Annotated in this window: 23 protein-coding genes and 1 pseudogene; 11 read left to right on the forward strand and 13 right to left on the reverse strand. The window is 70.1% G+C overall.

Features of this window, described 5'->3' with window-relative positions; genetic code table 11:
* Positions 1 to 2 precede the first annotated feature (2 nt).
* Positions 3 to 1,238, forward strand: coding sequence for a cell division protein FtsZ (ftsZ, locus tag AMR74_RS09350; protein WP_053771802.1), 1,236 nt, complete (start codon positions 3 to 5; stop codon positions 1,236 to 1,238).
* Positions 1,239 to 1,303: 65 nt separating this feature from the next.
* Here the strand turns inward: ftsZ and ncsA are convergent, their stop codons facing one another.
* Positions 1,304 to 2,281: a tRNA 2-thiolation protein NcsA gene (ncsA, locus tag AMR74_RS09355; RefSeq protein ID WP_053771803.1), complete on the reverse strand. Its 978-nt coding sequence runs from the start codon at positions 2,279 to 2,281 to the stop codon at positions 1,304 to 1,306.
* A gap of 201 nt (positions 2,282 to 2,482) precedes the next feature.
* On the opposite strand from ncsA, the gene AMR74_RS09360 reads away from it, so the two are divergent.
* Positions 2,483 to 3,001 (forward strand): DUF4442 domain-containing protein, encoded by a 519-nt coding sequence (locus AMR74_RS09360; protein ID WP_053771804.1) that lies wholly within the window; start codon positions 2,483 to 2,485, stop codon positions 2,999 to 3,001.
* Positions 3,002 to 3,022: 21 nt separating this feature from the next.
* Here the strand turns inward: AMR74_RS09360 and AMR74_RS09365 are convergent, their stop codons facing one another.
* The 4 genes from AMR74_RS09365 to AMR74_RS09380 all read right to left on the reverse strand — a co-directional run bounded on the left by AMR74_RS09365 (position 3,023) and on the right by AMR74_RS09380 (position 6,784).
* Positions 3,023 to 3,973 carry an alpha/beta fold hydrolase gene (locus tag AMR74_RS09365; protein WP_053771805.1) on the reverse strand — a complete coding sequence of 317 codons (951 nt, stop codon included), beginning with the start codon at positions 3,971 to 3,973 and terminating at the stop codon, positions 3,023 to 3,025.
* A gap of 81 nt (positions 3,974 to 4,054) precedes the next feature.
* The gene (gene meaB, locus AMR74_RS09370; protein ID WP_053771806.1) at positions 4,055 to 5,221 is read right to left on the reverse strand and encodes a methylmalonyl Co-A mutase-associated GTPase MeaB; all 1,167 of its coding nucleotides are present in this window, start codon (positions 5,219 to 5,221) and stop codon (positions 4,055 to 4,057) included.
* A complete protein-coding gene (locus AMR74_RS09375) occupies positions 5,222 to 5,641 on the reverse strand; it encodes a cobalamin B12-binding domain-containing protein (protein ID WP_053771807.1) in 420 nt (139 codons plus the stop codon).
* A gap of 90 nt (positions 5,642 to 5,731) precedes the next feature.
* The gene (locus tag AMR74_RS09380) at positions 5,732 to 6,784 is read right to left on the reverse strand and encodes a sodium:calcium antiporter (RefSeq protein WP_053771808.1); all 1,053 of its coding nucleotides are present in this window, start codon (positions 6,782 to 6,784) and stop codon (positions 5,732 to 5,734) included.
* Between the two features lie 232 nt (positions 6,785 to 7,016).
* On the opposite strand from AMR74_RS09380, the gene AMR74_RS09385 reads away from it, so the two are divergent.
* A complete protein-coding gene (locus AMR74_RS09385; protein WP_053771809.1) occupies positions 7,017 to 9,278 on the forward strand; it encodes a helix-hairpin-helix domain-containing protein in 2,262 nt (753 codons plus the stop codon).
* Between the two features lie 288 nt (positions 9,279 to 9,566).
* Here AMR74_RS09385 and AMR74_RS09390 read toward each other — a convergent pair.
* A pseudogene (locus AMR74_RS09390) lies at positions 9,567 to 9,827 on the reverse strand (phosphate signaling complex PhoU family protein); the annotation flags it as partial.
* 76 nt (positions 9,828 to 9,903) lie between these two features.
* Here AMR74_RS09390 and AMR74_RS17150 point away from each other — a divergent pair.
* Both AMR74_RS17150 and AMR74_RS09395 read left to right on the forward strand, forming a co-directional pair.
* Positions 9,904 to 10,539 carry an IS6 family transposase gene (locus tag AMR74_RS17150; RefSeq protein ID WP_077152242.1) on the forward strand — a complete coding sequence of 212 codons (636 nt, stop codon included), beginning with the start codon at positions 9,904 to 9,906 and terminating at the stop codon, positions 10,537 to 10,539.
* Positions 10,540 to 10,597: 58 nt separating this feature from the next.
* Positions 10,598 to 10,894 carry a DUF7853 family protein gene (locus AMR74_RS09395; protein WP_053771810.1) on the forward strand — a complete coding sequence of 99 codons (297 nt, stop codon included), beginning with the start codon at positions 10,598 to 10,600 and terminating at the stop codon, positions 10,892 to 10,894.
* A gap of 34 nt (positions 10,895 to 10,928) precedes the next feature.
* Here AMR74_RS09395 and AMR74_RS09400 read toward each other — a convergent pair whose 3' ends face one another.
* The 4 genes from AMR74_RS09400 to AMR74_RS09415 all read right to left on the reverse strand — a co-directional run bounded on the left by AMR74_RS09400 (position 10,929) and on the right by AMR74_RS09415 (position 15,274).
* On the reverse strand, positions 10,929 to 13,109 hold the full coding sequence (locus AMR74_RS09400) for a (Fe-S)-binding protein (protein WP_053771811.1): 2,181 nt from the start codon (positions 13,107 to 13,109) through the stop codon (positions 10,929 to 10,931).
* A 110-nt stretch (positions 13,110 to 13,219) separates the two neighbouring features.
* Positions 13,220 to 13,933, reverse strand: coding sequence for an energy-coupling factor transporter transmembrane component T family protein (locus AMR74_RS09405; RefSeq protein ID WP_053771812.1), 714 nt, complete (start codon positions 13,931 to 13,933; stop codon positions 13,220 to 13,222).
* Entirely contained in the window at positions 13,930 to 14,682 is a 753-nt protein-coding gene (locus AMR74_RS09410; RefSeq protein ID WP_077152274.1) for an energy-coupling factor ABC transporter ATP-binding protein, read from the reverse strand. Before AMR74_RS09410 ends, AMR74_RS09405 begins: the two co-directional genes overlap by 4 nt.
* Positions 14,683 to 14,692: 10 nt before the next feature.
* Positions 14,693 to 15,274, reverse strand: coding sequence for a biotin transporter BioY (locus AMR74_RS09415; RefSeq protein ID WP_053771813.1), 582 nt, complete (start codon positions 15,272 to 15,274; stop codon positions 14,693 to 14,695).
* 146 nt (positions 15,275 to 15,420) lie between these two features.
* Here AMR74_RS09415 and AMR74_RS09420 point away from each other — a divergent pair, with 146 nt between their 5' ends.
* Both AMR74_RS09420 and AMR74_RS09425 read left to right on the forward strand, forming a co-directional pair.
* Positions 15,421 to 15,636: a ribbon-helix-helix domain-containing protein gene (locus AMR74_RS09420; protein WP_053771814.1), complete on the forward strand. Its 216-nt coding sequence runs from the start codon at positions 15,421 to 15,423 to the stop codon at positions 15,634 to 15,636.
* Entirely contained in the window at positions 15,629 to 16,348 is a 720-nt protein-coding gene (locus tag AMR74_RS09425; RefSeq protein WP_053771815.1) for a queuosine precursor transporter, read from the forward strand. Before AMR74_RS09420 ends, AMR74_RS09425 begins: the two co-directional genes overlap by 8 nt.
* Positions 16,349 to 16,388: 40 nt before the next feature.
* Here AMR74_RS09425 and AMR74_RS09430 read toward each other — a convergent pair whose 3' ends face one another.
* Positions 16,389 to 17,435 (reverse strand): WD40/YVTN/BNR-like repeat-containing protein, encoded by a 1,047-nt coding sequence (locus AMR74_RS09430; RefSeq protein WP_053771816.1) that lies wholly within the window; start codon positions 17,433 to 17,435, stop codon positions 16,389 to 16,391.
* Between the two features lie 145 nt (positions 17,436 to 17,580).
* On the opposite strand from AMR74_RS09430, the gene AMR74_RS09435 reads away from it, so the two are divergent.
* Entirely contained in the window at positions 17,581 to 18,312 is a 732-nt protein-coding gene (locus tag AMR74_RS09435) for a DUF5781 family protein (protein ID WP_053771817.1), read from the forward strand.
* Positions 18,313 to 18,414: 102 nt separating this feature from the next.
* On the opposite strand, the gene AMR74_RS09440 is transcribed toward AMR74_RS09435, so the two are convergent.
* Positions 18,415 to 19,842 carry a hemolysin family protein gene (locus tag AMR74_RS09440; protein WP_053771818.1) on the reverse strand — a complete coding sequence of 476 codons (1,428 nt, stop codon included), beginning with the start codon at positions 19,840 to 19,842 and terminating at the stop codon, positions 18,415 to 18,417.
* Positions 19,843 to 20,026: 184 nt separating this feature from the next.
* Here AMR74_RS09440 and AMR74_RS09445 point away from each other — a divergent pair, with 184 nt between their 5' ends.
* From AMR74_RS09445 to AMR74_RS09455, 3 genes are all read left to right on the forward strand, one after another.
* Positions 20,027 to 20,287, forward strand: coding sequence for a glutaredoxin family protein (locus AMR74_RS09445; RefSeq protein ID WP_053771819.1), 261 nt, complete (start codon positions 20,027 to 20,029; stop codon positions 20,285 to 20,287).
* 1 nt (position 20,288) lies between these two features.
* Complete coding sequence (locus AMR74_RS09450; RefSeq protein WP_053771820.1) at positions 20,289 to 20,798, forward strand: redoxin domain-containing protein; 510 nt, start codon at positions 20,289 to 20,291, stop codon at positions 20,796 to 20,798.
* Between the two features lie 79 nt (positions 20,799 to 20,877).
* Complete coding sequence (locus tag AMR74_RS09455) at positions 20,878 to 21,507, forward strand: L-threonylcarbamoyladenylate synthase (protein WP_053771821.1); 630 nt, start codon at positions 20,878 to 20,880, stop codon at positions 21,505 to 21,507.
* A 27-nt stretch (positions 21,508 to 21,534) separates the two neighbouring features.
* Here AMR74_RS09455 and AMR74_RS09460 read toward each other — a convergent pair whose 3' ends face one another.
* Entirely contained in the window at positions 21,535 to 21,801 is a 267-nt protein-coding gene (locus AMR74_RS09460; protein WP_053771822.1) for an HAH_0734 family protein, read from the reverse strand.
* Positions 21,802 to 21,870 lie beyond the last annotated feature (69 nt).

The raw sequence follows: 21,870 nt of genomic DNA on the forward strand, positions 1-21,870 counted from the left end.
TGATGCAAGATCTCGTTCAGGACGCCCTCGACAACGCGGAAGCGGAGAAGCGCGACATGGACGTCGACATGGACGACGACGAGTTCGGGGACCCCCGAATCGTCATCGTCGGTGCCGGCGGCGCCGGGAACAACACGGTCAACCGACTGTACAACATCGGCGTCGACGGCGCCGACACCGTCGCCATCAACACGGACAAACAGCACCTCAAGATGATCGAGGCCGACACCAAGATCCTCGTGGGCAAGTCGCTCACCCAGGGGCTCGGCGCCGGCGGCGACCCCAAGATGGGCGAGCGCGCCACCGAGATGGCCCAGGGCACGATCAAAGAGGTGCTCGGCGACGCGGACCTCGTCTTCGTCACCGCCGGCATGGGCGGCGGCACGGGCACCGGCGCGGCGCCGGTGGTCTCGAAGATCGCCAAAGAGCAGGGCGCCATCGTCGTCGGGATGGTCTCGACGCCGTTCAATGTCGAGCGCGCCCGCACGGTGAAGGCCGAGGAGGGCCTCGAAGACCTCCGCAACGAGGCCGACTCGATCATCGTCCTCGACAACAACCGCCTGCTCGACTACGTTCCGAACCTGCCGATCGGGAAGGCGTTCTCCGTGATGGACCAGATCATCGCGGAGACGGTGAAGGGAATCTCGGAGACGATCACCCAGCCGAGCCTCATCAACCTCGACTACGCGGACATGTCGACGATCATGAACCAGGGCGGCGTGGCGGTCATGCTCGTCGGCGAGACGCAGGACAAGAACAAGACCCAAGAGGTGGTCAACGACGCGATGAACCACCCGCTCTTGGACGTCGACTACCGCGGCGCCTCGGGCGGGCTCGTCCACATCACGGGCGGCCCCGACCTCACGCTGAAGGAGGCCGAGGGGATCGCGAACAACATCACCGAGCGGCTGGAGGCGAGCGCCAACGTGATCTGGGGCGCCCGCATCCAGGAGGAGTACAAGGGCAAGGTGCGCGTCATGGCGATCATGACGGGCGTCCAGAGCGCGCAGGTTCTCGGTCCCTCCACTCAGAAGCAGGCGGACAAGTCCCGCGCGGCCGTCAACGGCGAGGAACTCGGCGACTCGCGCTCGCGCGCCGCCGAGGCGAACGGAAGCCCGAGCGCCGCGGGCGACAGGGGCGAAGCGGCGGTCTCCGGCGGCACCGACCGCGGCGCGTGGGAGTCCGACGGCGGCAGCGACCCCATCGAGAAGAACAACGGCCTCGACGTCATCCGCTGAGCCGCACCCCGGAGGACAGACGGCTAACCGCTTTTTTTGACTCGGTTCGGCGAAGAGGCGTCCGGTCAGACCGCTTCGAGCGACTCCAGCAGCCGGCACTTCCGACAGACGCCGCGGCTCGTCTGCGAGCCGCAGCGCTCGCACTCGCCGAGGTCGGGGTTCTCGCCGTCGCCGTCCCCGTCGCGGTAGGCGTCGGCCGCGAGCGCGGACAGCTCCTCGTAGCCGGCCATGATCGAGTGGCGCGCGCCGGGGTGGTTCTCCTCTAACGCGTGGATCGTCGACTGGATCTCGCCGCGGTACGCCTCCTCGGCGTGGGGGCACTCGGCCATGTGGGTCGGGAGGTCGCGGACGTGGCAGTACAGGGCGACCTCCTTCTCCGGCACGTTGCGGAGGGGCTTGGCGCGCGGGACGAAGGCGTCGGTCTCGGCGCGCTCGTCGAAGGGGCCGAGCGAGGCGTCGAAGTGCTTCGCGACCTGTCGCACGTCGCCCTCGAGGAAGTTCATCATCGCCGTCTGCGCCTCGTCGTCGAGGTTGTGACCGGTGAGCAGCTTGTCGGCGTCGAACTCGGCGGCGTACGTTTCGAGGAGGTCGCGGCGGAACACGCCGCAGTACGCGCAGGCCGCCATGTTCTCCGGGTCGTCCTCTACCACGTCGTCCATCCGCACGTCGAACTCCTCCTCGTACGACACCAGCTCGTGGCGCATCGAGAGGTCGTCGGCCAATTCGACGCAGGCGTCGACGCTCGCGTCGCGGTACCCCTCGATGCCCTCGTGGATCGTCAGGGCGAGCATCTCCACGCGAGGGTCCTTCCCGAACACGTCGTCGAGGATCTGGGTCAGGGCGACGCTGTCTTTCCCGCCGGAGAGGCCGATCACCCAGCGGTCGGGGTCGTCGGGCGTCGCGTCCGGGTCGAGGAGACCGTCCTCGCGGACCCGACGCTTCACGCGCTTCTCGACCGACAGCCGGAGGTGCTCGCCGCAGAGGTGCGCCCCGGAGTAGGCGGCGTGGTGGATCGCGTCGGCTCCGCACTTGTCGCACTCCATCGGTGTCCGGTTGCGCTCGCGCGGGGATACCCGTTTCGGGCCGCCTACGCGAGGAGGGCCGCGGAACCGGGACGGACCGAGGGCGAGCGCTCGCGGGCACGCGCGATGAGACCCGCGTAAACGAGCGGTAAACGTCGACAACCCCGGGCGCGTTGTCGCCCGTTCCGACACCGGTTTGTCGCCGGCCCGTCGCGGATCGCCGTGAGCGATTCCCCGACCGGCGTCGACCGCGACCCCGACCCGCGACCCTTACGCGAGGACCCCCCGGCGGAGAGCCGTCGGACGCGGCTCTGGCGCCTCGGGTTCAACCTCATGCCCGCGTACCGGGGGACGGGCGCCCGCGTGGACCACATCGCTGCCGACTGGCGCTACGTCCGGATCCGCGTCCCGCTCAACTGGCGCACCCGGAACGCGGTCGGGACGGTCTTCGGCGGCAGCATCTACGGCGCGATCGACCCGGTGTACATGATGATGCTGCGGCGAGTCCTCGGCGACCGCTTCACGGTCTGGGACAAGTCGGCCGCGCTGGAGTTCATCGAGCCCGGCCGCGACACGCTGTACGCGGAGTTCGACCTCTCCACCCGGGAGACGGCGGCGATCCGCGAGGCGCTCGGGCCGGGCGAGTCGACCGACCGCGAGTACCTCGTCTCGCTCGTCGACGAGGGGGGAGAGGTCCACGCGGCCTGCGAGAAGACGCTGTACGTGCGCCGCGACGAGTAGCCGACCGGGACCGTCGCCGGGCTACGCCGTCGCGCCGGCGACGAGCGCTTCCTCGACCGTCTCGACGAACCGGTCCGGGTGTTCGACGTGCGGGAGCAGCCGCGCGCGGTCGAAGACGACGAGGCGGGCGTCGGCCGCGTCGGCGAGCTCGCGGCCCTCGGTGAGCGGGCTGACCGTCGCCTCGCGCCCCCAGACGATCGTCGGCGGCACGTCGAGGTCGGCGAGCGCGGCCGCGAGGTCGACCTCGCTGTTGAGCGTCCCCGAGACGAACGACGCGGGCGCGAACCGGGCGTTCTCGACGTGGGTGGTCCGCCACTCGTAGTCGGTCCACTCGGCGCTCGGGTTCGCGGGGTCGTCGTAGCCGTGGTCGGCGTTGAAGTAGCGGATCGACGGCTTCGCCGTGATGGCGTTGAACAGCGCCCGTCCGACGAGGGGGGCGCGGAGCAGTTCGCGGAGCCACCCCTTCGCCGGGCTCGGGCCCGCGGTCGCCGTCGGACAGACGGCGACGAAGCCGCGCAGCTCGACGCCGTCCTCGCCGTCGCCGTCGGTCGCCGCGACCGCGTACGCGGCCGACAGCGAGGAGGCGACCACCGCGGGCTCGTCGAACGCGGCGAGGAAGTCGTGGACGAAGTCCTCGTACAGCGCCGCGGAGTAGCGGAGCGGCGGGCGGTCGGACCGGCCGTAGCCGGGGAAGTCGGGCGCGATAACGTGGTAGTCGGCGGCGAGGTCGCCGAACACCGCGCGCCACTCGCCGGATGAGCCGGCGGCGTTGATCCCGTGGAGCAGGACGAGGTCCGGGTCGTCCGGGTCGCCCGCCTCGGTGTACGCGACGTCCATCCCGCGCCAGCGGAAGACGCCGTCGTCGCCGTCGAGCGGGGACTCCAACTCGCCCTCGTAGCGGAGGCCGGTGTTGAGCGCGGCGAGCGCGCCGACGCCGAGGACGGCGCTGCCGAGGAGGTTCCTGAGCTTCATGGAATACTGTTGGTTCGCTGGCGACTTATACTCGTGGGACGCGGCCCGGCGGACCGCGGCCGCGACGGCGGGGCGTCGCAGTCAGTCGTCGCGGTCCCGGTCGGCCGCCTCCTCGACGCAGTCGGCGATCGGTCCGACGATCGCCTCCGCGACCGCGTACGGGTCGGTCTCGCGGTCGCGGACCCGCTCCGCGAGGCGGTCGATCCCGCCGTGCCGCTCGATCTCGGCGGTCGCGAGCCCTCCCACGTCCGCCCGCACGAGCGTGCGGATCTCCGCGGCGTACCGCCGGCGCTCGGTCGCCTCGATCTCGCCGGACTCGCGGAGGTACGCCGCGTGCGCGTCGAACGCCTCGATCAGCGCCTCGACCCCCTCGCCGGTGTTCGCGACGGTTTCTAACACATTCGGCGTCCACGACTCGTCGCCCCCCGAGTCGTCCGCGTCGGGCTCGTCGCTCCCGGAACCGCCCGACCGGGCGCCGTCGCGCTGTCCCGCGGCGCCGCCGGTCGAGGCCATCGAGGCCGCGCCGTGGTGGCCGGCGTCGCGGGCCGTCGTCGTCCCCTCGCGGCGGTGGACCATCTCCTCCAGCTCGGCGACGGTCCGCTGGGCGCCGTCCATGTCGGCCTTGTTCACGACGAACACGTCCCCGATCTCTAAGATGCCGGCCTTCAGCGTCTGGACGTCGTCGCCGGAGCCGGGCTGGACCAGGACGGCGACCGTGTCCCCGGTCCGGACCACGTCGACCTCGTTCTGCCCGGCGCCGACGGTCTCTAAGACGACCACGTCCTTCCCGAAGGCGTCGAGCGCCTTCACGGCGTCCGCGGTCGCGGTCGAGAGGCCGCCGAGCTGGCCGCGGGCGCTCATCGAGCGGAAGAACACGTCCATGTCGCCGACGTTCGACCCCATCCGGATCCGGTCGCCGAGGACGGCCCCGCCGGTGTACGGCGAGGAGGGGTCGACCGCGATCACGCCGACCGTGTCGCCGCGGTCGCGGTAGGCGGCCGCCAGCTTGTCGACGAGGGTCGACTTCCCGGCGCCCGGCGAGCCGGTGACCCCGATCACGTCCGCCCCGCCGGTGTGCTCGTGGAGCGCGGAGACGATCGCCCGGTACCCGGGCGTTCGGTTCTCGATCTTGGTGATGACCCGGGCGAGCGCGCGGTGGCTCCCTGAGAGGAGGTCCTCGACGAGCGCGGCGTCCGCGTCGGTGAGCGACGGCGCGTCCGCGAACGCCGGTGCGTCCGGCCCGGCCATCTACGCGCGCTCCGGGACGTTGCTCCGGATGAACTCGATCGTCTCCTCCATCGGGGTCCCGGGTCCGAACACCTCGGCGACGCCCAGTTCCTTCAGGTCGTCCTCGTCCTCGTCCGGGATGATCCCGCCGACGAGGACGAGGGTGTCGTCGAACGCGTCGTACTCCTTCAGTCCCTCGATCACCTTCGGGACCAGCGTGTTGTGCGCGCCGGAGAGGATCGAGATCCCGAGGACGTCGACGTCCTCCTGGACCGCCGCCTGGACGATGTCCTCCGGCGCCCGGTGGAGCCCGGAGTAGACGACCTCGAAGCCGGCGTCGCGGAACGCCCGGGCGATGACGTGTGCGCCCCGGTCGTGACCGTCGAGCCCGACCTTCGCGACCAGACACCGCACCGCGCGTTCCTGCTGTTCGGCGCTCATGTCCCACACTCGGTCGCGTGCGGGTTTGATTCTAACGGACGATTGGGAAGGTTCCGGCGCCGAGGTGGCCCCGGTCGAGTCACCGACCGGTCACCCGACGATCGTCCGGAGCGTCGACTCGGTCAGGAGCGTGGTGACGCCGACCGCCTCGGTCGTCATCCACGCGAGGAAGATCAGGTACATCGCGAGGAACACGTACCCCTCCTCGGTGGTGATCTCGAAGTCCGTCGCGGCCATCACCACGACGACGAGGGTGGTGTAAAACAGGAACAGCATGAGCGGGACGGACGTGAGGAACCCGATCGAGACGCCGCCGGCGAGGACGACGCCGATCGGCAGCGCGGCGACGAGGTTGAACGTGTTCGTCCCGAAGACGTTGGCGACCGCGGCGCGCTTGTCGCCGGCCTGCCCCATCTTCACGCCGACGAGGAGGTCGGGGAACGAACTCATCACCGACAGCACGGTGACGGACATCAGGAACGGGGGCGCGTCGAGCGCGTCGGAGACCTCGAGCGTCATCCCGATCATCGACTCGACGCCGACGAGCACGACGGCAAGCCCGGCCGCGAACAGGCCGAGCTGCTTCGGAACGTTCGTCGACTCGGTCCGCTCCATGTCCGACGCGCCGCTCTTGCCCCCGACGAGCAGGATCACGTACACGCCGTACAACACTAACAGTCCGACGCCCATCTGCGGGGTGATCCGGGCGAGTTCCCGTCCGTCGGTGCCGAGGACGCCCAAGGCGATCACGCCGAAGAGCGCGAGGACGGCGACCATGTAGAAGATGGCGTCGCGGTAGACGATCCCCTGCGTCGTCGTCGTGTCGCCGCTCGTGACCGCGACGGCGGCCGGGATGACCAAGATGTTGAAAACCGCCGTCCCGATGAGCGCCCCGGCGCCGACGCCGAACTCGCCGAGGACCAGCACCGAGATGACGATGATCGCGAGCTCGGGGAACGAGGTCGCGGCCGCGACGATCAGCCCGCCCTGGATCGCCTGCGAGACGCCGTAGTGGTCGCTGATCTTCGAGGTCGTCGACTCGACGACGTTCGCGCCCTTCCAGGTCAGCAGGAACCCGACGAGACCGATCGGGACCCAGACGAACAGCGACTGGTCGCCGATGAGCTCCCCGAGTAACGTCACGGTGTGACGGTGTGCGCGGAGGGGATTAGTGCTTCCGGAGTCCGGTATCGCGTCCGGAGCCGATCGGCCGTTCCCGCCGCGCCGGCCGATCGCTGCGGTGCGGTCCCGGCAGTCCGGCCGTCACAACTTCGAACGCTCGGTATGTTGTAAGTCAAATTTTGGGTTAAAAATATATATCATTAAAATATATTACTAAATTGTCCTGTCGGATACAGGACCAAGGGTGCCAGCAATGTCCACGAACGACCCATCCGAACTGGAGCAGATCCCCGGAATAGGCCCCAAGCGAGCGAAGGCGCTCCGCGTTGCTGGCTACGAGACGCTCGACGACCTGGAGGCGGCGACGGAAGCCGACCTCCGGGACGTCGCGATGTTCGACGACATCCTCGCTCGCGACATCAAAGCGATGCTCAATCGGGACGCCGACGACGTCGTCCCGGTGAAACAGCCCAACGTCGTCACGCCGGACGACTGGCGAGTGACCGAGCGGCAACTGGCGCACATTCGAACGCTGACCGACGACGCCCCGTCGGACTTGGTCGGGACGACGGCGCTCGACGTCCGCGACCAGCTGGAGTTCGCGATGGCCCCCGAGCTGCTCGGCTTCCGGCAGGTCTGCGGGCGCGTCGTCACCCACGACTCGGCGACGGGCGAGTACCACCCCGTTCCGAACGCGACCGTCCACGTCGAGGACACCGACTGCTCGTTCCTCTCTCGGTTCCCGTCTGACCTCGGCTACGGCTGGTTCTTCCCGTTCGACTGTACGCGGGAGACGGTCGCGACGACGACGACCAACGAGTGCGGGGAGTTCTGCGTCTACGTCCCGCTGTGGGACATCGATCGCGTTCTCGACTTCCGCCGGGAGCGCGTCTGCCTCCCCGAGATCGTCCGGCCCCGGATCCGGGACGTGCTGGAACGACCCGAGGAGTTCCCGGACCCGGTGAACCCGCCGGAGCCGCGGCCGGAACCGCGTCCCGACCCCGGGTTCGGGCGGCTGTTCGACCCGGGCGTCTTCGAGCGTACCGCCGAGCTGGTCGGCGAGGACGTCGCGCTGCGGCTGGGCGCGGGCACCGAGCGCGGCGACTTCGGTGACCTCGAGCCCGAGGCGGCGACGCTCCTCGACCGGCCGGCGTTCCCCGAGCCGCCCGAGCCGCCGCTGCCGGAAGGCTTCCTGCGTCCGGACCCCGAGGAGCGGCTCGAACTGCTCGGCGACGAACTCCCGGTCGACCCCGAGGTTATCGCCGCGGTTGACCCCGACCGGCTCGTCGGCCCCTTCCTCCGGTGCCGCGACGTGTTCGTGCCCGAGTGGCGGACCTTCGTCGACGTCCCCGATATCACCTTCCGCGTCACGCAGGACTTCGACGGGGACGGGACGCAGGAGACGATCTACTCGGAGGGGTTCTTCGACGTCCGTTGGAACGAGGAGCAGTCCCTGGACGTCGACCTCGTGGCGGACGACGCCGCGAACTCGATTCCGACCTGCGACGGGCTCACCCCCGAGAACGTCGAGTGCGAGACGCCCTCGATCGAGTCTATCGGCCTGCTGCCGACCCGAAGCCCGATCTACGACGACGCCACCGGGTACGCTCGGCGGATCAACCGACCCAAACCGCCCGGCTCGTCGACCCGCCCCGACGGCACCGCGCCGTTCGCCGGCACGCTACAGCTGCACGGCTGTCACCGCTTCGAGGAGGCGTCGTACTACCGCGTGCTGTACTCCTACGAGGGCGGCCCCGAGCGGCCCTTCACCGGCCACGAGTGGCACGTGCCGGCGATCGGCCGCGACCCGGTTCACGTCCAGCCCAGCGCGACCGACGGCTGGTATCCGATCCTCGACGTGCCGTACTTAGAGTCCTACTACGGCGAGAATCTCAACGACAACCCGCTTCTGTTCCCGTACTGGGTGTTGAACTGGAACACCCGCGGCTACCGGGACGGGAGCTACGAGGTGCGACTCCAACTCGGTGACTCGGACATGGATCCCCTGTCGGTGACGTCGCCGTCCTCGACGATCACGGTCGACAACCGGGCGCCGAACCTCGACATCGGCGGTATCGTCTGGGGACCGACGTCGGAGCCGCCCGAGGAGTGGGACAACGAAATCACCGAGTCGTGCCCGCGGATCGAACGCCCGTCGGGTGAGGACATCGGTATCAGGGTGACGTTCAGGGCGTGGGGGAAACACTTCCGGAGCGTGGAGGCGTCGGCGCACGGCTGCGGACGGAATCCGACGCTGGTTCAGCCCTCGTCTAGCGGCCGGTCGAACCGCTACTCGTACTGGCACGAGTCGGTCGGCGACCGGAGCCACAGACAGACGGTCGTGTTCGAAGTGCCGGCCGGCTACCAACAGGGCGCGTACCGGATCCGACTCCGCGGCGTCAGCCGCGCGTTCAACCCCGCCGGCGGCGGAAGGGGACCGTCGACGAACTGGGAGTACGACACCGACTACATCGACTCGCACTTCACCCGGCTGATCAGCATCACGGACGCGTAGCGCTCTCCGAGACGCCGGACGCCGTCCCGAACGCCCGGCCGGCCGTCGAATCCGGCCGGCGACCGGGCGATTTTTCGATCGGTGGGCGCCCCTCGATCCGGAGAGTCCCCTCCCACTCGCCCGTCGTCCGCCGTCGCCCTCACGGAACCGCTCGTCGAAGACCGTCACCGCGCGGCGTTCGGTCTCGTCACGGGTCACGAGGCCGGGAACCGCCCGCGACGGGGCGAGCCGCGAGCGCTTCGTTCAGTAGATCAGCTCGCCGTCGTTCTCGATCGTGTACAGCGTCCGCGCCGCGACGTTCGTCGCGAGGTCGGCCGCGCTTTCGAGGTCGGTGATGATCTTGACCGAGGCGGCGACGAGCCGGAGGTCGCCGGCCACCGGCTGCTGGAGCGCTAAGAGCTCGGTACACTCGTCGTCCAGGGCCAGGTACGTCTCGTCGATCTCGTGGTCGGTCTCGATAACCGAGCGGGCGAGCGCCTCGTCGCCGGAGACGGCGGCCTCGCCGTCGTCGTCGAGCCGGTCGTAGACGGCCTCGCCAATCGCGACCACGGCGTCGACGACGGGCGCCGATCGGCGGTGTTCAGATAAGGATTGAAAGGTGAGGCGGTGCGTTTTCAAAGTGTCTATGCCCGAAAACGACCGCCTCGGCGGCTGTTTAGACGAGATCAACTTAGAGTTTGTGGAGCGAGAAGCAACACCGAAACTGTTGATGAAGCTCAGTATTCAGCTACATTTGTCTGGATTGTCTCTCTCGAATACTGTTTTGTTTCTTGAGGTATTCGGTGTTGATCGGGTTCGATCCACTGTTCACAACTGGGTTCACAAGGCCGATCTACAGCCGGAATCTGGTCGGAGCCCGAATCACGTTGCGGTCGATGAAACCGTGATTCAGCTTGACGATGAACAATATTGGCTGTACGCTGCCGTCGATCCTGACTCAAACGATTTACTCCACACAAAGCTTGAGCCGACAAGAACAAACGTGATCGCAGATCAGTTTTTCGCAGAACTCCGTGAAAAGCACCACGTGGATGACGCGATATTTCTCATTGATGGTGCGGTTCCACTTCATCGAGCATGTGAAAAACATAGCCTCGATTTCAGATACGAACGACATGGAAATCGGAATAGCGTTGAACGTGTCTTTCGTGAGGTAAAACGCAGAACTACCAGCTTCTCAAACTGTTTTAGCAACGCCAAAGCAGAAACTGCTGACGAGTGGCTAAAATCGTTCGCTTTCGCATGGAATCAGCTTATCTGAACACGAGGCGCCGATCGGGACGTAGTTTTAAGTCCCCGTACCGGGAGAAGCCGGACGAATGAGCCCTCCCACCACCGACGGGCCGCCGGCGCCGACGACCTCCCGGGAGGAGGCGTGGGTAGCCCACGCCGCGCTGATCGACGCCGCGACCGCGGCCACCGACGACGACAGGCCGTACCGCCGTTCGATCGAGTCGATAGAGCGCGGCGCGGCGCTCGACGACGAGGGGATCGCCCTGCTCAGGGACGCGCTCGTCGACTACCTCGGCGACGCCCCGGTTCGCGACCGCGCCCCCGCGCGGGCGCTGCTGCGGCGCACCGACGACGCCGCCGACCCGCGGTCGCCGCACGCGTAGGGTCGAATGGTCCCGAAAAACGAGTCCCCGACCGCTACGAGCCGGCCTCCACCGCCTCGATCAGCAGCTCCGCGACGTCGACGATCTCCACGTCGTCCTCGAAGTTCCCCGTCTTCCGCCCGTCCTCGAACATCGTCGTACACATCGGGCAGGCGACGACGAACTTCTCTATCGCCGCCCCCGCGTCGGTGTCCTCGACCGCCTCCCGGAGGCGCTCCTCGCTCGGCTTGACTTCCTCGTCGTGTTCGGTCCAGAGGCCGCCGCCGCCGCCGCCACAGCAGAACGAGTCGTCCCGCGAGCGGGGCATCTCGTAGAGGTCGGCGCCGGTCGCCCTGATGAGTTCCCGAGGCGCCTCGTACTCGTCGTTGTACCGGCCGAGGTGGCAGGGGTCGTGATAGGTGACGGTGTAGTCTAACTCGTCGCCGGCGAGGTCGAGCCGACCGTCCGCGACTAACTCCTCGACCACCTGCGTCCAGTGGAACACGTCGACCGCGCCGTCCGCGTTCCACGGCTCCTCGCGGTCGAACGGCATCATCGGGTCGTCCGCGAACTCCGCGAAGTCGACCTCGGGATACTCGTTTTTGATGGTGTTGTACGAGTGCGGGTCGGTACAGACGATGTTCTCGAACTCGCAGTCAGCGAACGTCTCGACGTGGTGACCGGCGAGTTCGAGGTAGAGGAACTCCTCGCCGATCCGCCGGATGTCGTTGCCGTCCGTCTTCTCGTCGTCGAACAGGATGCCGAACGACACGTCGGCCTCGTCGAAGAGACGCGCGAGCGCGCGGGCGACCTTCTTGTTCCGGTCGTCGAAGCTCGGGTAGTCGCCGACGTACCAGAGGTACTCGACCTCGGTCTCGCGGGCGTCGGGCACGTCGACGGCGTCGTCGAGGTCGTCGGTCCAGTCGCCGCGGGCCGACTGCGACTCGCCGAAGGTGTTCCCCTTCCCCATCACGTCCTGGAACACGTCCTGGAGGTTCGAGTCGACTGCCCCCTCGTCGACGAGCTGGCGGTTCATCTTCGTGAAGGAGGTGAGGTGTTCGATGTCGACGGGGCAGGCGTCCATACACGCCATACAGGACATACACGACTCCATCGACTCGGCGTCGATGACGCCGCCCTCGTCGGCGACGATGGGGACGGTCCCCCCGTCAGAGGCGGCGGTCCCGCCGTCGGTCGCCACCGGCCCGTCCCCGCGCCCGGCCACCGGGTCGTCGCTCACCGACTCGCGGTACGACTTCAGGTCGAGGATGACGTTCCGCGGGTCGAGGTTCCGCCCGACGGTGTCGGCGGGGCAGGCGTCTGTACACCGCCCGCACTTGGTACAGGCGTCGCCGTCGAGCAGCTCCTTCCACGTGAAGTCCTCTAACGACTCGGCGTTGGTGTGATCGAGGTCCGCGGGGACGTTCGGGAGCCGCGCGCCCGCCTTCTCGTCGCGGGCGACGACGTTCGCGAACGAGGAGATCATGTGGAACGGCTTCGCGTAGGGGATCCACGCGACGAACGCGAACGCGAGCAGCGAGTGGCTCCACCAGAGGGCGCCGTATATCGCCTCCGCGCCCGCGGCCGTGAGCCCGGCCGCCTCCAGCCCGGTCGCGAGCGCCATCCCGACGAAGCTCACGGTCTCGGTCGCCCGCTGCGGCTGGCCGACCATGCTCACGCCCTCGACGAGGAAGCCGCCGACGCCGAGGAGGAGCAGCGTCCAGACGAACGCGTCGTCTTCGAGGGAGGTGTGTTTGCCCCACAGCCGGCCCTCGCGCTGCCGGTAGCGGCGGTACGCGGCCATGCCGACGCCGACGACGAACAGCAGGCCGAACGCGTCGACGGCGAACTGGTATGCGAGGTAGAAGTCGCCGACCCAGAACGACTCGCCGGTGAGCGGGCGGTAGAGGTCGATGTCGATGCCGAGGATCGTCGTCGCGACGAGTAAGACGAGGAACCCCCACAGCACGAACGTGTGCATCACGCCGGTGTACAGGTCCCCGTCGAACTGGTTCTCGTTCGCGAGGACGGTCTTCGTCGCGGCGGCGACCCGGCCGGGCAGGTCCGACAGCCGGTCCCGCGGGTCGGCGCTACCGCGCGCGTACGCCGCGAACCGCGCGTACACGCCGTACAGAAAGACGAGGACCGCGACGGCGGCGAGCCAGTAGAACGCCGCCTTCCCCACCGGACCGATCGTCCAGAAGGTCTCTCGGGTGGCCGCCTGTAGGGGAGTCATGATCGATCACCGGGATACCGTGAGGTTAAAACTTGCCACAACCGGGCGGCCGTCGCTCGGCGTTCCCCGGTTTCGAGCGCTCGGCGACGCGCCGCCGGTGCCCTGCCGCCTCACGCGACCCGGAGGACCGCGGCCGCGAGCAGGCACCCGGCGAGCGCCAGCGCCGGGGCGTCGACGCGGCGGAACGCCAGCCGCGGGAGGGTCGGGTTCCACGCGAAACAGCGGGCGACGAGCGCCGTCCCGAGCCGGTCGGCCCGGGAGAGCGCGCGGTCGATCCCCGCGACGGCGACGATCCGCATCCGGTCGCGGACGGGGCGCTCGTCGCCGAGGCGCGCCCGCATGGCGTCGCGCGCCGCGAACAGGTCGCGCCGCAGGAGCGGCAGGAACCGGAAGACGAGTGCGACGCCCGCGCCGAGGAAGACGCCCGGGCGCCCCGGAATCGTCCGCTGAACCGCCGCGCGGGACTCCCGGACCGGCGTCGACCGGACGTACGCGGCCGCGACGACCAGGATGAGGAGGACGCGGTAGCTCGCGAGCGCCGTGCCGGCCGCGCGCTCGACCCGAAACCACGGCGCGCCGAGGGTCGCGCCGGCGACGAGCGGCGCGACGAGGAGGAACGGCAGCGCGACCCGGTACGCCCAGAGGTCGCGGGCGCCGCCGTCGGCCGCGAGGAGGCAGGCGGCGGCGAGGGGGGTGAGGACGGCGAGCCCGCGCGGCGTGGTGTGCGCGTACGCCGCCGCCGCGAAGGCGACCTGCACGAGCAGCTTCGAGCGCGGGTCGAGGCGGTGGCCGACCGAGTCGCCGGGGACGTACGACAGCGTCATCCGTCGCTCGGGCGGGGCTCGGCGGGGTCGCCCTCGGGGACGCGCACGTCGAGCCCGGGGAGCGCCGCGGCCGCCTCGGCCGGCGGCGCGTCGATCGCGACGCGGCCGTCCGCCAGGCCGACCACGCGGTCGGCGACGCCGAACACGTCCCGGAGGTCGTGGGTGACGACGACGACCCCGGTCCCCTCGCGGCGGAGCGCGCGGAGCCGCTCGACGACCGAGCGCCGCGCCGGCTCGTCGAGGCCGGTGAACGGCTCGTCCAAGACGAGGTGGTCGGGCTCCATCGCCAGCGCGCCGGCGATCGCGACCCGCTCGCGCTCGCCGCCTGACAGCGACGCGATCCGGTCGGTCTCGCGGCCGGCCATGTTGACGGCGTCGAGCGCGGCCTCGACGCGGCGGTCTATCTCCGCGTGCGAGAGGCCGAGGTTCTCCGGCCCGAAGGCCACGTCGGCGCCGACGGTCGCCGCGACGAACTGGTCGCGGGGGTCCTGAAACACCATCCCGACCGCGGTCCGGGCCGCGACGAGGTCGGTCTCGACCGGGGTCCCGTTGACCGCCACGCGGCCGGCGTCGGGGTCGACGAGCCCGTTGAACGTCCGGACCAGCGTCGTCTTCCCGGAGCCGTTCGCGCCCGCGACGATCAGGAACTGGCCGTCGGGGACCGAGAGTGAGACGTCGTCGACTGCCGTGACGCCGCCCTCGTCACCGGAGCCGCCGTACCGACAGGTGACCTCCCGGACCTCGATCACGGCGGGCCCCTCACCGCGCCGCGATCGCGTCCGACCGGACGATGCCGATCGCCGCGGCCATCTTCGCGCCCTCCGCCGGGAGGAAGACCACGGCGCCCTGGATCACGGACTCGGCGAGGGTGAGGTCGAGCGTCAGGTAGAGGCCGGCGACCCCCATCGCGTAGACGACGACCGTCCCCGCGGTCATGGCGGCCACGAGGAGCGGGGCGGAGACGGCGTCGAGGTCGCGGAGAGCGGCGCCGCGGTGCGCGATCGCCCCCACGAGCCCCGCCGCGAGCGGGTACGACCAGAGGTAGCCGCCGGTCGCGCCCACGAGCTCGCCGAAGCCCGCCGCGCCGCCGGAGAACACCGGCGCGCCGAGCGCCCCGGCCGCGAGGTAGAGGACCAGGGCGGCGGCGCCCCAGACGGGGCCGAGGAAGATCCCGGCGAGGAACACGCCGAGCACCTGGAGCGTGACGGGCGCGGGCGACACCGGGAACGGGAACGATACGTACGCGAACGCGCCGACGAGCGCCGCGAACAGCGCGGCGCGCGCGAGGTTCGTCGCCGCCTCGTCGCCGACGAGGTCGACGGACTCCGTGTTCGTTGCCATGGCTGAACGGACTCGTAAACCTACTTCAACGTAGCGGTTTACGAGTTCGGCGCCGCCCGCTCGCCCCCGAGTCCGACTACCGTGAGAGCCCCGGGATAATCTTCGGATAATAACGTTCATCCCCGGCCGGCGTCCACGAGACGAGTATGCCCAAGATAAGCGTCGAGATCCCGGCGGAGCTGCTCGCCGACCTCGACGAGCACGTCGGGGACGACGGGAAGTTCGTGAACCGCAGCGACGCGGTGCGCGCGTCGATCCGCAAGAACCTCGACCTGCTCGACGAGATCGACGCCCGCCACGACCGACTCGACGGCGACCGCACGTCGACCGCGGCCGAGACGAGCGGAGGGACCGATGAGTAGCCGGACCGCGACCGGCGGGAGCGGGCCGTTCCGGACCGACCCCCTCGACCGGTCGGCGGTCGCGGCGGTCGGGCTGATCACGCTGTTCACCGTCGCGCTCGCGACCGCGCAGCTCACGGCCGCGAAGGTGCTGGCGCTGCCGCTCCCGGTCGCGTTACCGGTCGTCGGGCCGGAGATCCTGCTGCCCGGCGCGGCGCTGGCGTACGCGCTCACGTTCCTGGCGTCGGACTGCTACGCGGAGCTGTACGGGCGGCGGGCGACGCAGGTGGTCGTCAACGTCGCGTTCCTCGCGAACTTCCTCGTGTTGGCGCTCGTGTGGTCGACGCTCGCGGCGCCCGGGGTCGACCCCGAGGTGTCGGCCGCCTTCCAGACCGCGCTCGGGCCCGCGGCGAACATCGTCGCCGGGAGCCTGCTGGCGTACGTCGTCAGCCAGAACTGGGACGTGTTCGTCTTCCACGCGATCCGCGACCGCACCGGCGAGCGCATGCTGTGGCTCCGCAACCTCGCGTCGACGGCGTCGAGCCAGGCGATAGACACCGTCATCTTCGTCGGCGTCGCCTTCTACGCCGCGCCGCTCCTGCTCGGCGTCGGACCGGTGTTCGACCCGCCGACGCTGCTCGCGCTCGGCCTCGGCCAGTACATCCTGAAGCTCGGGATCGCGGTCCTCGACACGCCGGTCGTCTACCTGATCGTCGGCGCGGTCCGGGACTGACCGCGTCGCTCGGTTCCCGGTCCCTTTCTTCTCGCGGCCGTCAACCGACCGCGAGCGCCCGCGCCGCCCGGTCCGGGAGGTCGACCGGCACCTGCTCGAAGGAGTCGCCCGCGTCGCGGGTGACGAAGAGCCCGCGGTTCGAGAGCGCCCATATCTCCCCCGCGGCCCGACCGGCGGCCAGCACCGCCCGGTAGGTGCCCGCGCCCGTCGGGAACCCGCGGTCGTCGAGGCGCTCGAACGCGCCGGGACCGCGCTCCGAGCCCGCCGCTCCTCCCTCCTCGCCGCGCCGGTAGCGGTAGAGGTAGCTCTCGCCGCGGCGGTGGGCGGCCGTCGCGCCCGCGGCCGCGCTGACCAGCGCGGTGTCGGGGTCGTCCGGGTCGACCGCGAGCCCCCAGGCGTACCCGTGGTCGAGGCCGGCCTCGGGGACGCGCCACGAGTCGCCGCGGTCGTCGCTCTCGGCGAAGCCGTCGCCGGCCGCGGCGTAGACGCGGGCGGGCGCGTCCGGATGGGTCGCCATCGCGTGCGTGTCCCGCCGGGCGCCGGCCGGGCGGTCGGTCCACGTCGCGCCGCCGTCGGCGGTCACGGCGAGCGCGCCCGCCTCGATGCCGACGAGCCACCGCTCGGGGTCGGCCGGGCAGGGCTCGATCCACCGCACGTGGTGGGTGTCAGGCCGGGGCGGGAACGACCACTCCGACGCCGAGGTGAGGTCGGTCAGGCCGCCGACCGGATCGGCCGTCTCGCCGCCGTCGGCGGAGCGGTACGTCCGCGAGGGCTCCGTCCCGATCCACACGACCGCGGGGTCGTGCGGGCTCGTCGCGACCGCGGTCACCGCGTCGGGACCGGACCCCTCGGGGCCGAGCGTCGCCTCGGCCGCGCGGGCGAACCGCTCGCCGCCGTCGACGGAGCGGAACAGCCCCGCGTCGAACGTCCCCGCGAGGACGCGGGGTCGTCCGGGGTCGTCGGCCCCGGCCTCGCGGCGCGCGACGGAGAGGCACTCGACGCGCTGGCCGGAGAGGCGCGTCTCGACCGCGCCGGTCGCGGGGTCGACGATCCGGAGGCCGTCGTCGTAGGCCGCGTAGATCCGCATGGGTCGGGGTTCGGCCAGGAGGCCCAAAAGCGTACGCCGGCGCATCCCGGCGGCGAGGCTTCGGCGCGTCGACCCCGGACGCGGGCGGAACCGGGGTTCGACGAGCGCAAGAGACTTATCGCCGCCGCCCGTGTCAACTGTACGCATGGATCTTCGCGTCCAGGGGGACGTACCCCCCGACCCGTTTCTCGGCGCCGCGGACCTCTTCGAGACCGAGCGCTCCGTGGAGGCGCCGGTCCGCGTCGTGGTCCGCGAGGACCCGGACGAGCGGACCTGGGCCGGCCACTACGACGACCACCACGTGCTGAACGTCTCCCGGCGGGCCGCCACGAGCGCGATGGCGCGCGAGCTGGCGATCCACGAGCTCGCGCACATGGCCCGGTACGAGGAGGGCCACCCCTCGCACCTCCAGTCGACTGAGGAGGCGCTGTACCTCGGGCTCGCCGGCGAGACCGTGGAGCGCCGCAAGCTCGCGCATTGCTACCAGATCGCGAACCACATGAAAGACATCTACGCCGACGACATCACGCTCTCGGTCGCGCCCGCGGGCAAGCTGCTCGGGTTCCTCGAATCCACGCTGGCGGCCGCGGTCGCGGACCGCCCCGACGTGTCGCGCACCGGCTCGCCGCCGGTGACGGCGGGCGCTGACCCCGAGATAACGGCCGTCAACGCGGCGTTCGCGCTGGCGCTGGTCGAGCGCCACGGCATCGCGGGCCCCGACCACCGCATCTACGACCTCGCGCGCGCCGCCGGGAGCGACACCGACGCCGTCGACGTCGACGCGTTCAAGCAGCGCTTCCTCGACCTCGGCCACGACCCCTCCGAGAGCGACTACCGGAAGGCGCTCGTCGCCGCCGCGCGCGCCTACGCGGTCTGAACGGGGTAGCGCGTCGCTCGCGGGCGACGCTGCGGGGACGATGGTCGGTATCGGCAGTCGTTGACGGTCGATCCGAGTCCGGAAGGCGTCGGCGGCGCCGTCTCACTCCGCGTCGTTCTGGACCGGATCGCCCTCGCCGTCGGCCTCCGCCGCGTTCTCGTCGGTCGAGTCCGTGGCCTCGACGGGCGCGCTCGACTCCTCCGCCTCGGCGGCGCCGCCGTCGAGGACGGTCACGCGGGCGGACATGATCCGGGTGTTGTCGACGCGCTCGATGCGGATCCGGACGCCGTCGAACTCGATCTCCTCGCCCTCCTCGACGAGCCGCCCCGCGCGGTTGAACACGAAGCCGGCGAGCGTCTCGAACTCCTCGCCCTCGGGCAGTTCGATCCCGAGTATCTCGTTGACCTCGTCGATGTTGACTTGTCCTTGGACGACCGCGACGTCGTCGTCGACGAACTCCACGGGCGCCGACTCGTCGCCTTCGAGGATCTCGCCGACGATCTCCTCGGCCACGTCCTCCAGCGTGATGATCCCCTCCGTGGTGCCGAACTCGTCGATGACGGTGACCATCTGGAGGCGGTTCTCCTGCATCTCCGCGAGCAGCTCGTCTGCGTTCTTCGACTCGGGGACGTGGAGCGTCGGCTTGACGACCCGCTCCAGAGAGGGCGTCCCCTCGGAGTAGCGCAGCTCGCGGACCAGGTCGCGCACCGTGACGACGCCGACGATGTTGTCGAGGTTCCCCTCGTAGACGGGGACGCGCTCGTGGTCGGCCTGGATACACGTCTCGATCGCCTCCTCGACGGTGTCCTCCTTCGCGACCGCCGTGACGTCGAGCCGCGGCGTCATCACCTCCTTGGCGATGGTGTTGTTGAACCGGAAGATGCGGTCGAGCATCTCGCGCTCCTCCTCGTCGATGACGCCCTCGCGCTCGCCCGTCTCGATGATGTCCTGGATCTCGTCGCGGGTGACGTACGACGACTCGATCGCCGAGCGGCCGCCGGTGATCTTGTTGACGACCCGGGTCAGGTAGTCGAACAGGACCACGAGCGGGAGGAGGACGTACTCGGAGAGCTTCAGCGGGCGGGCGATGCGGAGCGCCCACGACTCGGTGTTCTCGACGGCGTACGACTTCGGCGCGCTCTCGCCGAACAGCAGGACGAGCGCCGTGATCCCGAAGGTGGCGATGGTGACGGCCTGCCCCTGCCCGAAGCCGAGGTAGACGAGCAGTCCGGTGGAGATGGAGGACATCGCGATGTTGACGATGTTGTTACCGACGAGGATCGTGATGAGGAGGCGGTGCGGGTCGGTCTTCAGCGCCTTCACCGTCTCCGATCCCGGCACCCCGTCTTCGACGAGGCTGTCGATGCGGTGCTGCGGCAGGGAGAACATCGCGATCTCCGACGAGGAGAAGAACGCCGACAGCGCGATCAACACCAGGATCGTGAGCGCGCCGAGCGCGGCGACGACGGTGTCGCCGGGCATCTGTATCTGGAGGAGACCGGCCGTCAGCGTACTCGACCACAAGCCCATATTCGTTTGTCATCCGTCGGCCCACGATTAAAGGGTTCCCTTCGGTGAGCCCCGCGGCGGGGCGGCTGAGTGCCGGCGGGGCGGCTGAGTGCCGCCGAGGCGCGTGCCGCCGCCGACCGGGGCCCTCGTCGACGGGGGTGCCGCCGCCGACACGGTTACCCGTCTCGCGGGCGAATCGCGGGACATGAGCGAGCCACAGATCACCCTGTACCGGCTTCAGGCGTGTCCGTTCTGCGAGCGGGTCGTCCGGACGTTGAACGAGCTCGACGTAGCGTACCGCTCCCGCTACGTCGAGCCGATGCACTCCGAGCGCAACGTCGTCAAGCGCGTCTCCGGCGCCCGGAGCGTGCCGGCGATCGTCGACCGCGAGACCGGCGTCACCATGTCCGAGAGCGCGAACATCGTCGAGTACCTGAAGGGGATGTACGGCGAGGAGGGGGCTTGAGATGCCGGATTTCGACGTCGTCTCCCTGCCCGAGACCGACCACGTCGCCGAGGGCGACACGGCGCCGGACTTCACCCGCCCGCTCGTGAACGGCGAGTACTGGGAGGACCGCGCGCTCGCCGACGTCGTCGACGGGCCGACGCTCCTCCTCTTCCATCCCATGGACGGCACCTTCCAGGGGACGTACCTCTACAACACGGTCGACGACCACGGGTGGAGCGACGACCTCGACGTGCTCGGCGTCTCCATCTCGACGCCGTACGCCCACAAGCGCCTGCTCGCCGAGCGCGGCGACGGCGTCCGGATCTTCTCCGACCCGGGCGCGAGCGTCGTCGAGGAGTACGGCCTCGCACACGAGATCGACGGCATGAGCGGGATCACGGAGAGCCGTCCCGCCGTCTTCCTGCTCGACGCCGACCGCACCGTGGAGTACGCGTGGGTCGCGAGCGAACACCCCGAGTTCCCCGACGCCGAGGCGATCGGCGACGCGGTCGCCGACCTCGTCGACTGACCGGACCCGGGACCGCGGCCCGGCGCGCGGACCGCACACACTCGTCACGCTTTTTCAACTCGCCGCCGAACGGTCGCGCGTGACCGCCGACACGAGCGACGACGGACCGGACCGATCCGAGGAGCTGCGCGCGGCGGCCGCCGCCGTCGACCGCGGCGACCTCGTCGTCTACCCGACCGAGACGGTGTACGGGTTGGGCGCCGACGCGCTGGACCCCGAGGCCGTCGAGCGCGTCTTCGACCTGAAGGGCCGCGACCGGTCGAACCCCCTCTCGCTCGGCGTCGCGAGCGTCGACGACGCGCTCCGCCACACCCGCCCGACGGAGGTGGCCGTCGCCTTCGCGCGGGCGTTCCTCCCGGGGCCGGTGACGGTCGTCGTCGAGCGCGGCGACCGGGTGCCCGACGCGCTCACCGCCGGGCGCGACCGCGTCGGGATCCGCGTGCCGGACCACGACCTCGCGCGGGCGCTGCTGGCCGAGACGGGCCCCCTCACCGCGACGAGCGCGAACGTCTCCGGGACGGGCAGCGTCACCGACCCGAGCGACCTCTCCGACCGGATCCGCGAGGGGGTCGACGCCGTGATCGACGGCGGCGAGACGCCGGGGACGGAGAGCACGGTCGTCGACCCCGAGGCGGGAACGATCCACCGCCGCGGGGCGATGGCCGGCGCCATCGAGGCGTGGCTGGCGGACCCGCCGGTGGACGGGTGAGTCGGCGAGAAGAGCCGTTCGCGGCGCTCAGACGGAGAGGTCGCCCTTCGCTTTGATCACGTCGAGGTCCTCGGCGTCGACCGTCTCGACGTCGAGCCAGTGGGGGACGTACTCGCGTTTGTCGTACGCCTCGCGCTCGTCTTCCGTGCCGACGGTACACCAGAGCTGCGGCTCGTCCGGGCCGTGCCAGCCGCCCTGAACGTTGATGCCGAAACAGACCAGCTCCTCGCCGTCGTGCTCGATCACCGCGTCCTTCCGGATGTCGGGGTCGCCGCGGATGATGAGGTGGTGCATGTGCCGGGGTTCGCGTGTTCCGGGCTTAATCGCTTCGATACCGCGGATCGAACGGCGGCGGCGACCCCG

It is taken from the genome of Halorubrum tropicale (assembly GCF_001280455.1).
GTDB lineage: Archaea > Halobacteriota > Halobacteria > Halobacteriales > Haloferacaceae > Halorubrum > Halorubrum tropicale.

Bases quoted from the DNA above. Each gene is read 5' to 3' on its own strand.
- ftsZ (WP_053771802.1), top strand. From the start codon at position 3: ATGCAAGATCTCGTTCAGGACGCCCTCGACAACGCGGAAGCGGAGAAG.
- ncsA (WP_053771803.1), bottom strand. From the start codon at position 2,281: ATGGAGTGCGACAAGTGCGGAGCCGACGCGATCCACCACGCCGCCTAC.
- AMR74_RS09365 (WP_053771805.1), bottom strand. From the start codon at position 3,973: ATGAAGCTCAGGAACCTCCTCGGCAGCGCCGTCCTCGGCGTCGGCGCG.
- meaB (WP_053771806.1), bottom strand. From the start codon at position 5,221: ATGGCCGGGCCGGACGCACCGGCGTTCGCGGACGCGCCGTCGCTCACC.
- AMR74_RS09375 (WP_053771807.1), bottom strand. From the start codon at position 5,641: ATGAGCGCCGAACAGCAGGAACGCGCGGTGCGGTGTCTGGTCGCGAAG.
- AMR74_RS09385 (WP_053771809.1), top strand. From the start codon at position 7,017: ATGTCCACGAACGACCCATCCGAACTGGAGCAGATCCCCGGAATAGGC.
- AMR74_RS17150 (WP_077152242.1), top strand. From the start codon at position 9,904: ATGCCCGAAAACGACCGCCTCGGCGGCTGTTTAGACGAGATCAACTTA.
- AMR74_RS09395 (WP_053771810.1), top strand. From the start codon at position 10,598: ATGAGCCCTCCCACCACCGACGGGCCGCCGGCGCCGACGACCTCCCGG.
- AMR74_RS09400 (WP_053771811.1), bottom strand. From the start codon at position 13,109: ATGACTCCCCTACAGGCGGCCACCCGAGAGACCTTCTGGACGATCGGT.
- AMR74_RS09405 (WP_053771812.1), bottom strand. From the start codon at position 13,933: ATGACGCTGTCGTACGTCCCCGGCGACTCGGTCGGCCACCGCCTCGAC.
- AMR74_RS09415 (WP_053771813.1), bottom strand. From the start codon at position 15,274: ATGGCAACGAACACGGAGTCCGTCGACCTCGTCGGCGACGAGGCGGCG.
- AMR74_RS09420 (WP_053771814.1), top strand. From the start codon at position 15,421: ATGCCCAAGATAAGCGTCGAGATCCCGGCGGAGCTGCTCGCCGACCTC.
- AMR74_RS09425 (WP_053771815.1), top strand. From the start codon at position 15,629: ATGAGTAGCCGGACCGCGACCGGCGGGAGCGGGCCGTTCCGGACCGAC.
- AMR74_RS09430 (WP_053771816.1), bottom strand. From the start codon at position 17,435: ATGCGGATCTACGCGGCCTACGACGACGGCCTCCGGATCGTCGACCCC.
- AMR74_RS09435 (WP_053771817.1), top strand. From the start codon at position 17,581: ATGGATCTTCGCGTCCAGGGGGACGTACCCCCCGACCCGTTTCTCGGC.
- AMR74_RS09440 (WP_053771818.1), bottom strand. From the start codon at position 19,842: ATGGGCTTGTGGTCGAGTACGCTGACGGCCGGTCTCCTCCAGATACAG.
- AMR74_RS09445 (WP_053771819.1), top strand. From the start codon at position 20,027: ATGAGCGAGCCACAGATCACCCTGTACCGGCTTCAGGCGTGTCCGTTC.
- AMR74_RS09450 (WP_053771820.1), top strand. From the start codon at position 20,289: ATGCCGGATTTCGACGTCGTCTCCCTGCCCGAGACCGACCACGTCGCC.
- AMR74_RS09460 (WP_053771822.1), bottom strand. From the start codon at position 21,801: ATGCACCACCTCATCATCCGCGGCGACCCCGACATCCGGAAGGACGCG.